The 12,914-nt window shown below is 41.7% G+C and carries 11 protein-coding genes; 8 read left to right on the forward strand and 3 right to left on the reverse strand.

What is annotated here, in order from left to right; genetic code table 11:
• Positions 1–11: 11 nt before the first annotated feature.
• A complete protein-coding gene (locus tag BREVNS_RS00425; RefSeq protein ID WP_483426919.1) occupies positions 12–1,244 on the reverse strand; it encodes a hypothetical protein in 1,233 nt (410 codons plus the stop codon).
• On the opposite strand from BREVNS_RS00425, the gene BREVNS_RS00430 reads away from it, so the two are divergent.
• The 8 genes from BREVNS_RS00430 (at position 1,232) to BREVNS_RS00465 (ending at position 11,198) form a co-directional block, all read left to right on the forward strand.
• On the forward strand, positions 1,232–2,323 hold the full coding sequence (locus BREVNS_RS00430) for a potassium channel family protein (protein ID WP_483428054.1): 1,092 nt from the start codon (positions 1,232–1,234) through the stop codon (positions 2,321–2,323). The genes BREVNS_RS00425 and BREVNS_RS00430 overlap by 13 nt on opposite strands.
• 122 nt (positions 2,324–2,445) lie before the next feature.
• Positions 2,446–4,707 (forward strand): [Fe-Fe] hydrogenase large subunit C-terminal domain-containing protein, encoded by a 2,262-nt coding sequence (locus tag BREVNS_RS00435; RefSeq protein WP_483427104.1) that lies wholly within the window; start codon positions 2,446–2,448, stop codon positions 4,705–4,707.
• Positions 4,704–5,765, forward strand: coding sequence for a chemotaxis-specific protein-glutamate methyltransferase CheB (gene cheB / locus BREVNS_RS00440; protein WP_483427105.1), 1,062 nt, complete (start codon positions 4,704–4,706; stop codon positions 5,763–5,765). The genes BREVNS_RS00435 and cheB overlap by 4 nt, the downstream gene beginning before the upstream one ends.
• A 21-nt stretch (positions 5,766–5,786) precedes the next feature.
• Complete coding sequence (locus BREVNS_RS00445) at positions 5,787–7,238, forward strand: CheR family methyltransferase (protein ID WP_483427106.1); 1,452 nt, start codon at positions 5,787–5,789, stop codon at positions 7,236–7,238.
• Entirely contained in the window at positions 7,219–8,442 is a 1,224-nt protein-coding gene (locus tag BREVNS_RS00450; protein WP_483427107.1) for a SpoIIE family protein phosphatase, read from the forward strand. The genes BREVNS_RS00445 and BREVNS_RS00450 overlap by 20 nt, the downstream gene beginning before the upstream one ends.
• Positions 8,435–8,935, forward strand: coding sequence for a chemotaxis protein CheW (locus BREVNS_RS00455; RefSeq protein ID WP_483427108.1), 501 nt, complete (start codon positions 8,435–8,437; stop codon positions 8,933–8,935). Before BREVNS_RS00450 ends, BREVNS_RS00455 begins: the two co-directional genes overlap by 8 nt.
• A 2-nt stretch (positions 8,936–8,937) precedes the next feature.
• The gene (locus BREVNS_RS00460; protein WP_483427109.1) at positions 8,938–9,423 is read left to right on the forward strand and encodes a hypothetical protein; all 486 of its coding nucleotides are present in this window, start codon (positions 8,938–8,940) and stop codon (positions 9,421–9,423) included.
• Positions 9,420–11,198 (forward strand): chemotaxis protein CheA, encoded by a 1,779-nt coding sequence (locus tag BREVNS_RS00465; RefSeq protein WP_483427110.1) that lies wholly within the window; start codon positions 9,420–9,422, stop codon positions 11,196–11,198. Before BREVNS_RS00460 ends, BREVNS_RS00465 begins: the two co-directional genes overlap by 4 nt.
• Here BREVNS_RS00465 and BREVNS_RS00470 read toward each other — a convergent pair.
• Positions 11,164–11,589 carry a hypothetical protein gene (locus tag BREVNS_RS00470; RefSeq protein ID WP_483427111.1) on the reverse strand — a complete coding sequence of 142 codons (426 nt, stop codon included), beginning with the start codon at positions 11,587–11,589 and terminating at the stop codon, positions 11,164–11,166. The two genes, BREVNS_RS00465 and BREVNS_RS00470, sit on opposite strands and share 35 nt — an antisense overlap.
• A 9-nt stretch (positions 11,590–11,598) precedes the next feature.
• On the reverse strand, positions 11,599–12,912 hold the full coding sequence (locus tag BREVNS_RS00475) for a phenylacetate--CoA ligase family protein (RefSeq protein WP_483427112.1): 1,314 nt from the start codon (positions 12,910–12,912) through the stop codon (positions 11,599–11,601).
• Between the last annotated feature and the right edge of the window lie 2 nt (positions 12,913–12,914).

Genomic DNA, 12,914 nt, shown 5'->3' on the forward strand with positions numbered 1-12,914 from the left:
CTCCCCATGTTTTATATCACATCCTGCCAGTAGACACCATCGATAGCCTCATCACGGTTATAGTAGTAATGCAAACGTATAGCAAGAACATTGGTTGCCCCTTCTCTTTTCCATACCCCCACATCCATTCTCTGGTTTATGGTTCGCATCACCCGTTCTGCCCTTGAGGTTGTTCCTGGCAAACCGTCTCCACTGTCACAGGCGAACATGTCTTTTTGAGCACGTAGGAGATAATAAAAACAATGTTTGCGCCTTTTTTCTTGAAATGAAGAAAGAAGATTCTGGATGTGCTGCTTTCGCTGGCTTTGATAGCCAAGTCTTGTTTGCCAGTCATTTTTATATCCCAAGAAACAGGCTTTCCCTGTTTCAGCAACAATATTTGTCCACTCACAAGAACGATATTTCACTCTATCAAGACGAAGAAAATGCTTCAATTGATAACTCACATGCCACAAACATCGTTGAAAAACGATACCGGGATGTTTACCCTGGTTAATCCCTGTATCTCCATCAACAACAAGAAAAAAACGAGAAAAAGAGTGTTTTTCTTGAATAGGCTGAAGAAGCTTGTCCCAACCAGTACGGTAATTATCAACAAGAAGGCCTGCTATTCTGGTATTTTTTCCTGTCAAAGGGGAGGCTTGTTGCCTTTCCTGCAAAAGAATTTTGACCTCTTCTCCTTTTTTCTTGCCATGAACAGGAATACCTGTCCCATCAGCCTCTCCACAAGATTTTTCTTTTTCCAATAGGCTGAAATGTATCTTTTTCCCAATATTTTGAAGGTTTTTCCAGAGGGTACTCAGACCTATTTTATAGCCTGTGAAGGAAAGAATCCGAGCAGCTACTCGATATGTGGTAAGAGCCCCGGCTAAAGCCACTCTGTAGATATCTTTCAGAATTTGTCTTTTTCGCTTTTCTACACCAAGAAGAGATCTCGTGAGAAAAAGTTTTCTTCCACACTTTTTGCATTGAATCTGGAGTTGAGGAAGAGTGATTTTTCCAAAGGGCATCAGAACAAAAAAGGTGTTTTTTCCATGCTTTGTTTTCCATATGAAGTGATGTTTTTCTCCGCATGTACAGCTGATGTGACCTTCTTTTATTTCTTTTTCTGCTGCTTCCACGGAAATCTGATGAACAAATGACTCAAACACTCCTTTGATAGCCTGTAGAAAAACCGCCAACAGTGTCTCAAGTTTTGTATCAGGGTAGTCGATAGTCAAAGTGAAGGTAAATTCTTTACGCATGGGTTCCTCCTTGTGTCCTATTATCGGCCAGGGAGGAACTTTTTTTTGCTTTTCCTCATCTTCCCACTGCAGGTCTCCTCAAAAGAACGTTACCTGCTTTTTTCTCTCTTTTCTTCGTTCTCATGTGTGGTACCCTTGGTTATCACTGGATCGAAGGATGGCCGTGGTTTGATGCCCTTTATATGAGTCTTATCGTGATGACAACCATTGGTTTTGCTGAGATCCATCCGCTCTCTACAGGGGGACGCTTGTTTACCATTGTGTACGCTATCGGAAGTATCACCTTTTTTGTCGGAATTCTCAGTCTTTTAGGGGCCCAGATCATTGAAAACTATCTCTCAATTGACAACAGGAGGAAACGCATGCTCAAAGCTTTATTTCATATTCGCCAACACGCCATCGTTTGTGGATGTGGCAAGGTAGGAAAACACGTTATCGAAACTCTCCTCAGTGAGAAAAAACGTTTTGTCGGTATAGATATCGATCCAAAAACCTTTGACCAGCTCAAACAAGAGTATGACATAGAATCCAACATCCTTCTCGAAGGTGATGCCACCGACGAAGACACCCTTCTTCAGGCTGGTATTGAAAGGGCCTCGGCTATCTTCTGCTGTGTACGGGATGACATCAAAAACCTCTTCATTGCGATGTCTGCAAAACAACTGAATCCAAACATCAAAATCGCCACCTACGTTATCGACGACAAAAACATCCGCAAATTTCAGCACCTCGGCGTCGATGAAATTATTTCAGGGGACTTTCTGATTGGAAAGCACCTCGCGTCGTCCCTTTTGAACAAGCATTTTCTCTCTTTTGTCGGCGATCTGGAAAACGTCCAGAATGAGAGTGTTTTTGTGGGTGAAGTCGTGGTGGAACCAGAATCGTCCCTTATAGGAAAAAATCTCCGGGAAGCCTCCATATACCAGAAAACAGGACTGCTTGTTTTTGCCATCAAAAGAGGCCATCTCACCTTTTATAACCCTGATCCGGCCAATACCCTTTTAGAATCGGGGGATAGGCTCATCGTCTTTGGAAACAAGGATCAGATCCACGCCCTGGATAGGTATGTGAATGGGTGAATCGTAAAAACACTCAAGATTTGCTTTTTCCTGCCGAAAATGATATAATAGATAAGTTATTGAAAATAATACACTTATATACACATAGAATATTCCATAGATAACATAAAAGGAGGCTTTTCATGGCTCTCGCAAAGGTGATAAATGTTATTGCCGAGAAGTGTGTCAATTGCCATCGATGCATTTCTGTATGTCCCGTGAAATATTGTAATGACGGAAGCGGAGATTACGTAAAAGTAATAGACGATCTGTGTATAGGATGTGGAGAATGTCTCAAAGCCTGTTCCCATGGAGCACGAGCCATTGTTGATGATTTAGAAGCCGCTCTTCAAGCCCTTCAAAGAAGAGAACCAGTAGTAGCCATTGTTGCCCCAGCCGCAAGTGCCAATTTTCCCAACAACTACCTTCGCTTAAACGGATGGTTAAAGAGCATGGGAGTAGCGGCCGTTTTTGACGTAAGCTTTGGAGCAGAACTCACCATCAAATCCTACCTTGAACATATCAAGGCCAATAAACCCGCCACTGTTATTGCCCAACCCTGTCCTGCTCTTGTCACGTATATTGAAATCTATCATCCAGAACTTCTCCAATTTCTTGCTCCAGCCGATAGCCCGATGGTACATACTATGAAAATGGTACGAGAATTTTACCCAAAATATAGAAACCACAAGATGTTAGTTATCTCTCCCTGTATTGCCAAAAGGCGAGAATTCGATGAAGTTGGTCTTGGAGATTACAATGTAACAATGAGTCGTCTCCAGGAATACTTCGAACAAAATCATATCATTCTGTCCAACTATCCAGAGGTAGATTTTGACAACGAACCAGCAGAACGAGCCGTGCTCTTTTCAAATCCGGGAGGGCTTCTCGAAACAGCCGCCAGAGAAGTACCCGAAATTCGCAAAAAGACTCGCAAGATTGAGGGCCCTGCTACCATATATCATTACCTCTCTCACCTCATTGAAAGTATCAAAAAACAACAACAACCCCTTCTCATAGATTGTCTCAATTGTGAGATGGGATGTAATGGTGGAACAGGAACAAACGCCCACAAACTTCCCATGGATGAAGTAGAATTTTACGTCAAACAAAGAGCTGAACAGATGATAGCCTACTACAAAAAGAAAGGCATCATTCGCAAGAGCGAACGCCCTAAACGGCTGGAAAAACTCCTTGAGAAATACTGGAAACCAGATCTGTATACCCGTACCTATCAAAATCTTTCCTATCTTCTGGAAAAACATCTTAAAACTCCCAATGAAAGAGAACAAAAAGGTATTTACCTTCGACTTCACAAAATCAATGATGCCGACTTCAAAAACTGTTCAGCCTGTGGATACAATACCTGTGAAGGGATGAGTATTGCCATCTACAACAATCTCAACAAGGAAGAGAACTGTCACTTTTACCTCCTCAAAGAACACCTTGAAAATCAGAACCTTATCCTTCAAGATAAGGAGAAAAAAGAAGCCATTCTTTCCAGTCTGAATGAGATTCTTCTCAATCTTGAAGAAGGTATCTCAAAACTTACCGCTGCTGCGAAAGAACTTGAGGCTTCCAGCCAGGAACAGATCAGCGCTGCCACAGAACATGCCAGTGGTCTCACCGAAGTCAGTGCTACTATCGAAGAACTTTCCGTTACGGCTAAACAGATCGCAGAAAGCACCGAACAACTCGTCAATGCCACTCGCTCTGTAGTCAATATTCTCTCCAACAACAAAACTTCCTTAGAGACAGCTTATGAAAAAATCACCTATATCAGCAACCTCATTGAACAAAATGCCCAGGAAGTCATGGATCTCAACAAAAAATCTGTGTTCATCAGTGAAATGGTGAAGATCATTACCGATGTGGCCAACAAAACCAATCTTCTCTCCCTCAACGCCTCTATTGAAGCAGCCCGTGCTGGTGAAGTAGGGAAAGGCTTTAGTGTGGTTTCAGCAGAAATACGAGAACTTTCCAAAGAAACCATCTCTTCAGCCAAGAAAGTTACCAGTGTAGCTGAAGAAATCAAAAGCTTCATTGACAAGATAGTAGAAAACTCTCACCGGGAAGTAGAAGAAATTAGAGAAAGTGTATCCAAAGTTCAGGAAGTCGTCCAGGCGACCAATGATATTATGAATGAAATGAATAACAACTACTCATTCCTTCGAAAAATAGAGATTTCCACCAAACAACAGGAGGTGGGCACACAACAGGCTACCGAGACAATGAAACAAATGGCGGAAATCTCAAAACAATCCGTAGAAGTCTCCAATCAAAGTCTCAATTCAGTGAAAGAACTGGTTGATCTTGCCGATCACCTGAATAAGATTGTCCAGAAGCATAGTGCTCACCGACAGGACAACCAGAGTAACCAGAATACAGCAGAGGTTAACTTATGATCAAAGTCTTGATTGTTGATGATTCTCCTGTTATCCATCGCCTTATAGAAACAGTGGCTGCCAAACACTTTGCCCAACAATACACTTTTTTTCATGCCATGAATGGGGAAGAAGGTGTCCAGCAAACACAAAAAGAGAATCCTGATCTCATCATTATGGACATAGAAATGCCCATCATGGACGGGCTTACCGCTACCCGCCATATTATGCAACAAAATCCCAAGCCTATCATTGTCTTCAGTGCGGCCACCAAAAAAATTGCCAATCTTGTTATGCTGGCTTTAGAAGCTGGTGCTGTAGATGTGATCGAAAAACCTGAAAATCTCACCAGTGCAGAAGTCGAATCCTATCTTCTCCAGACACTGTTTCAGAGAATGAAGATTTTCTATGGCTTCAAAGTCATCAAACGCTTCAATCCAGAAACTGTTCAAAGACTTGCTCAGGAACAACAAAAACTCAAACAAATAGCCGAAAAGAAAAAATCCACAGAAGTACCCTACCCTATTGTAGGCATCGCTTCATCAACTGGTGGTCCCCAAACTCTCAAACGAATCCTCAGCCAACTCAAGAAGACATCATACCCTATTATTATTATCCAGCATATACCGAAGGGATTTATTGAAGGGTTTAGAGAATGGCTATTGAAGGCCACCCAGCTTGAATGTGATTTTGCCCAGGAAAATACTCATCCAAAACCAGGGGTAGTATACGTTGTCAATGAAGATAAACATCTTTCTTTTAACTCCCGGGGCGAATTTTCTTTTATTGATAAGCCTCCTATTTTTGGTATTAGACCAGCCGCTGATTACTTTTTTGAATCGTTGGGAGAAGTGTACAAAGAACGAGCCATAGGAATTGTCCTCACGGGAATGGGAGAAGACGGTTGCAAAGGAGCAGAAAAAATCAAAGCCAACGGCGGAACCATTATTGCTGAAGCGGAAGAAGATTGTATTGTATTTGGTATGCCAAAGGCAGTTATAGAAGCCAACCTGGTTGATAAGGTAATGAAAATAGACGAGATTGTAAACTTTCTCAATAATCTCTCAGAACACTTTTAACAAAGCACAAGGGGGTCCTTTATGATGAGTGCGGAAAGGTTGGAAGCGATTAGAGAACGTATTAATAGCGTCACAGGCATAAAAATGGGCAAAGAAAAAGACAAAGAAATACTCACCACTTTCCTTGAACTGTGTGAAAAACACAACCTTTCCGAAGATCTTTTCTACCAAAAGCTGCAAACAGATAATCAAACGGTGATGGAATTTGCCACTCAATTTACGGTCCATGAAACAAGCTTTTACCGCAACAAGGACCATTTCAAAACTCTTGAAGAACATCTTTTTCCTTCTTTACTTTCCCAATCCAAAGAACTCCGTATTCTCTCGGCTGGTTGCGCCACAGGGGAAGAACCCTATACTATCGCCATGATCTTGCACAAAATCCTGGGAGAAAATCTCCCCCTCTACAAAATTGATATCATCGGTCTTGATATCTCCCCCAATGCAATAGAAACAGCCCAAAAGGGTATATACAATGAATACAAGATGAAAAACATTCCCAATGAACTCCTTCAGAATTATTTTATAAAACACACCACCAATACCAGAACCTATTATACCATTATTCCCCAAATAAAAAATATGGTGTCTTTTCACACCTATAATCTTCTTGCCAAAGATGGCTTCTTAGAAAAAATTGGACCTTTTGATATCATTCTCTGTGAAAATGTTATTATCTACTTTGACCATGCTGCCATCCAATACCTCATTGATACTTTTTACAAAATTCTCAAACAGCCAGGATACTTATTTGTAGGATATTCAGAAACCCTTGCCACAGTAGAACATGCATTTCAGTTAAAATGGCATGAACATACCTATTACTATGAAAAGACTCCTGTCACCCAGAAGAAAGAAGAAGAAATCCTTCAAGGTTTCCCTTCTCCCCTTCAAAGCCAGACAAACATCCTCCACAAAGAACACCCGGAATACTCCTATGAAGAAATCTATTACCAGCTCAGCAAACACTATCTCAAACAGGATATAAATCAACTCATGCAATGGCATGATATCTTTCTCCATCAACTCCACCAGGGAAGTGATTTCATCAAGGATGAGAAGATTTATCTCCTCTTGGGAGAATTTTTCTTAGATCAGAATGATACGGGCAACGCCTTTCAAATGGCCGAAATGGCTATAGAAAAAAATCCTCGTTCCATAGACGCTTTAAATCTTCAGGCCTACACTCAAACCAGAACAAAAGATTATCAAAAAGCCATGTATACCCTGCAAATAGCCCTCCAGATAGAACCTCATCATCCCATCTCTCTTCTTCTCCTTTATAAATTAGCAGAAATAAATCAGAACCATACTCTCCTCAAAGACATCCTCCAGAAACTCAAAGGTTGCCGTGAAACCTCCCAGCCCTACAAAGAACTCTTTCCCTATCAACCGGCAAGAAAGATTCAATTCTACTCAGAGATAAACAAAATATGCCAGGAGATTAGCAGTGGTGCCAAAAAAGAATTATAAAGACAAACATATTTTGGTGGTTGATGACTCCCCCGTTATTCGTACTCTCATCCAGAAATGTCTCATAGAAGAAGGATACCAATATGTGGACATAGCAGAAAATGGAAAAGATGCTCTCCAGAAATGTGACCAGAAAAGTTACGACCTGATCCTCACCGATTTTGATATGCCGGAAATGAACGGTGAAGAACTTGTGACAGCCCTTCGCCATCGATATGGTGATAATATTATTATCATTGTGCTCAGCGCTCAAGCCAGCAAACAAAAGATTGTCGAAATGATGCGAAAAGCCGATGATTATATTATCAAGGACGATATAGAGATCATCAAAGCCGATATCTTTTTTGTTCTTCAGAAATGCTTTGAAAACCATGAAACCAAAAAAGAAAATGAACGTCTCCTGGCTGAACTCATGGAAAGAGACAAACACATGCAGATAGAACTGGAAACCGCCAGGGCACTTTTAGGTGAGTTCAAGGAACTTCACAGGGTCACCAGCAAAACCTTCCAGCTTGCTTTCTATAACACGATGTCCAACACTATCGGGGGAGATTTTTTTACCGCCCAAAGGTTGGATAACTCCCATATCGGTGTGCTCATCGGAGATATCTCTGGACATGGAATACCCGCCGCCCTTCTCATGCTTGTCTTCAAGAATGCCGCTCTTGAAGCTATCCAGGAAGGCTTCAAGAGAGAGAAACCCACCGCAAGCACCCTCAAAATACTCAATGACAGGCTCAACGTTCTTTTTCCTGAAACGAAATATGCTACCATCAGTTATCTTATTTTAGATGAAGAAACAAACAAAATCTGCTATACCAATGAATTCCAGAATCCTATTCTCTATTGTCATGACAACACCATTGATGAACTGGACAATGGAAAAATCAAGCTTATTGGCATCTACAATGAAGAAATTATGCCTCCTGAAACTTTCCTCTTCAATGAAGATTGCTTTCTCCTTAAACCAGGAGAAAAGATATTTCTCTTTACCGACGGTATCATTGAAGCAAGAAATCCGGAAACGGGAGAAGAATTTGGCTTGGAACGCCTCAAGCATCTCCTTCTCCAGCATGCCTCTCTCCCTCTCTCAGAAGCCATGAAACAAACACTCAAAGCCTTCTACACCTTTACCAGACAACAGGTAACCGATGATATTACCTTTTTAGGCATTAGTACACTAAAAGGAGTGACCCATGAGTAATGTAAAAGAAATCATCCAATCTCTTCTCAAGAATGAAACCCAGGCTCTCAAACAAGAAAAAATACATACCTACCTGGTAGCTACCGAAGAAAAACAAAATTTTGCTATCCCGATCGATTTTCTTGTGGAAGTTTTTGAAATCAATGAAAGCAGTCCCCTTATTCCTGTTCCCTTGGTAGATGAGTATATACGTGGCATCGTTAATGTGCGTGGAGAAATTATTCCTGCTATTTCTCTCAACAGTATTCTTGGTCTTGCTTCTGATCACACAAAAATTCGCTATATCATTATCATACAAAAAGATTTCAAGCTCGGTCTCACCTTTCACCACGTAAGTGATCTCTACCAGATTGAAGAATCAAAGCTGAAGCCAATTTATCACCTCAAAGAACATCAGCATCACGATATTATCGCGGCGGAATTTGACTTAGAAAACAGTGTGGCTCAAGTACTGAACGTAGAAGGTCTTTATGAATCCTCAGCAGTGAGATAAGTATGGTGAGTCTGGTTTATACCTCTCTGCCTCAGTTTTCCATAGGCTTCTTAAGTGAAGAAATAGAACAAATTGTAGAACTCAAAAAAGAAATCATTGCACGAAAACCGCTGGAAAACATTCGTATGCACCATATCGCCTACCAGAACAAATGGTATCCCCTTTTTGATCTCCAGAAAATCTTTGCTATACCTCATCCTTCTCCGGTTCGTTATGCTATCATGATAAAAAATACAGCGGGAAATATTCTCTGTGGGATATGTACCCCAAATCCTGTTGAAGAAATCTCTGTTTCAGAAAAAAATATCCTTCCTTTTCCCGCTTTTCTTCTTCAGAAACAATCTCTTTGTCTTCTCTATGCCTATGTTCAAACCAATACCTTGTCTCTTTTTCTTGGGAGTCTTACTGATATCTGGCATCCCATAGCGATAGCCCAATACCTGCTCCATACAACACCATTGCCATCACTTACAGGAGGCCAACCATGACCCACAAAGATGAGATTCTCCAGCTCTTTGAAATGGAAACGTCTGATCATCTCCAGAAAGCCACCAATGCCCTTCTTCTTCTTGAAAAAGAACCGGAAAATAAGGAATACATCATCGAAATTAAACGTGAAATCCATACCCTCAAAGGCGCCAGTCGAATGATGGGCTTCAAAAATCTCAGTCGTGTTGCCCATCAGATAGAAAACCTCTTTGAAACCCTTGAAAATAATCAAAAAACTCTGTCTCGAAGTATGATATCCACAACATTAGAATGGTTGGATTGGATTACCAATGCCGTAAAAAATCTTCCCTCTGAACCTGAACTCCCGGAAGATTTTGAAACACTTTTTCAGAATGCTCTTGATGGACTCAAAATTCTCCCCCAAAAAAACATCCTCTCTCATCCTCAACCACACACAGAAGAAACAAACGCTCAGGTACAGAAATCTCCTCCACCCTCTTTTGCTTCCCCAGAACACAAAACAAGCCACGAAACAAAAAAAGAAAAAACGGATTATCTCACCATTCGCTTCGATAGAATAAAAAATCTTCTCAATTTTAGCAACATTTTCACAAATTACATCGGAAAGTTTCGTTATTATGCTGATCAACTCAGTATTGAATTTCTCGCCAAACAGTCCAAAGAAGAAATCCTGAGTTTTTTAGAAAACATCCAAAATCAATTTTCGTATGATATTCGTTTCTATGAATTGTACACCAAACAATTTCAGGATCAGGTTTCTTCGATGATTCTTGTACCTCTTGGTGGCATCTTTAACACCTTTCCTCGTCTGGTAAGAGATGTGGCCATCAGCACAGGAAAAGAAGTGAATTTTACTATGGAAGGAAAAGAAATAGAAGTAGATAAACAACTCATTGAACATATACAAAATGTTCTCATCCATCTCCTTCGCAATGCAGTTGATCATGGGATAGAACTCCCGGAAGAAAGACAAAAAAAGGGCAAACCCCCCATTGGAAATATTCATCTCAAAGCCTATACTCAGATGGATAGAATTGTTCTTGAAATTTCAGATGATGGAAGGGGGCTCCAAACCCAGAAAATCTTAGAAAAAGCCATCTCAAAAGGTCTCGTCTCTGCGGACAAAGCAAAAGAAATGTCTCCCCAAGAAATATGGCAACTCATCTTTTTACCCGGCTTTTCTACCAAAGAAAACGTAAGTGACTTTTCAGGAAGGGGTGTCGGTATGGATGTGGTGGCTGATACCCTTCGCCGATTTAACAGTGAAATCACCATTAAATCAGAAGAAAACAAAGGAACCACGTTTATCTTGAGTTTTCCTATCAATTCCTCGATTATTTCTGTGACGTTGTTTGAGAGTCATAATTCTCTTTACGCTTTTCCTTCTCTCAATATTGATCAAGTTCTCCTCCTCAGTGAACAAAAAACCAGCTTCCTCGAAGAAGAATGGATGCTTGAATACAAACACCGCTGGATACCGCTTCTTTCTATTGAAAGTCTTCTTGGATATCCTGAAACTCAAAATACGAAAGAAAATATCATTGTTATCTCTCTTCAGAATAAATTTTATGGCATAGTAGTAGAAAAAGTCATTGGAGAAATGAGTATAGTCATCAAAAGTCTCAGCGGTCTTTCGGAAAAAATTCGTATTTTAGCCGGGGTACTTTCACTCAGTAGACGAGACGTTCTTGTCCTCAATGCGCTGGAACTTATTGAACACTATCGCCAGCGTTCACAAAAACCACGTCAAAAAATCCCTACCCCACCACCTCTCGTTCCTCCAGTATCCTGACCCCATGCTTATGAAGCACTTTTTCAGCTAACTTGCCGTCCTCAAATCTCATCACAAGGATGGCTTCCCCGGCCATAGAGGAGACAAGGGTATACATGTACTCAATATTCAGCTTATTCTCATGCAAAATGCGAAGAACCCCTGCAAGCCCACCAGGCCTATCGGGAATAGCCACCGCCACCACATCGGTAAATCGTACAGAGTACCCCTCTTTTTTCAGGACCTCAAGGGCTTTGTCCGGGTGATTCACCACAAGACGAAGAACCCCAAAATCCTTGGTATCTGCCACCGAAAGCGCCCTGAGATCTATCCCCTCTGAAGCCAACCGCTCTGTCACCTCATAGAGTCTTCCCTCTTTATTTTCAAGAAAAACGGAAACCTGTCGTATCATACCAACCTCCTATAGTTTACGATTGTCAATAATACGTTTTGCCTTCCCCTCACTTCGCTCAATGGTGCGTGGTTCTACCAGTTTCACAGAGACTGAGATACCAAGGACATTCTGTATCTCATGTTTGATCTTTTGTTCAATGGCTTCAAGCCCCTTGATCTCATCAGAAAATACCTTGTCATTGACCTCAACCATGACCGTAAGAACATCGAGATTGTTCTCCCGATCCACAATCAGGACATAATGGGGAGATGCCTCTTCCACCTGGACTAAAACCTCCTCAATCTGAGATGGGAAGACATTTACCCCACGGATAATCAGCATATCATCTGTACGGCCCATGATACGATCAATGCGGGGGTGGGTCCTTCCACAGGGACATTCCCCTGGCAAAAATCGTGTAAGATCCCGTGTCCTGTAACGAATCAAGGGAATGCCTTCTTTGGTGAGCGTCGTGATCACGAGTTCTCCCTGTTCTCCAGGGGCAACCGGTTCTCCGGTGGCTGGATTCAAGATTTCCGGATAAAAATGATCATCATAGATATGAAGCCCTTTCTGCTCAAGACACTCACAGGCCACCCCGGGTCCAATAATCTCAGAAAGCCCATAAATATTGATAGCCTTGATAGGAAGCCTTTTCTCTATCTCGTCCCTCATGGCTTCACTCCATGGTTCTGCCCCAAAGAGACCATATTTGAGATTGAGCCTTTCTAACTTCAGTCCTTTTTTGTGGGCTTCCTCAGCAAGGTAGAGAGAATACGACGGTGTACAGGTAATCATATCAGGCCCAAAGTCCTCTAACACAAGAAGTTGCCTTGCTGTATTTCCCCCCGAGATAGGAATCACCGTTGCCCCAATAGTCTCTGCCCCATAATGGACTCCCAATCCCCCCGTGAATAGTCCATAGCCATACGCATTCTGAATAATCGAATGCCTTGTGGCCCCAGCCGAAGTAAGCGACCTGGCCATCACCTCTGACCAGACCTGAATATCTGACTGCGTATATCCTACCACGGTGGGCTTTCCCGTTGTCCCACTGGAAGCATGAATACGAACAATCTTCTCCATAGGCACAGCAAAAAGCCCATAGGGATAGTTATCCCGCAAATCCGTCTTGGTTGTCATAGGAAGAAGTCGAATATCCTCAAGGGTGCGGATATCCCTCGGATGCACCCCTTTCTCATCAAATTTCTTTCTATAAAACGGCACATTTTCATACACATACCAGGCGAGTTCTTTGAGACGGTACAACTGAAGCGACGCCCTCACCGAATGATCCATGGTCTCCATTTTCGTGTTCCAGTACACATGAGACTTTTTCATCC

The organism is Longinema margulisiae (assembly GCF_025266855.1).
In the GTDB taxonomy this organism is placed as follows: domain Bacteria; phylum Spirochaetota; class Brevinematia; order Brevinematales; family Thermospiraceae; genus Thermospira.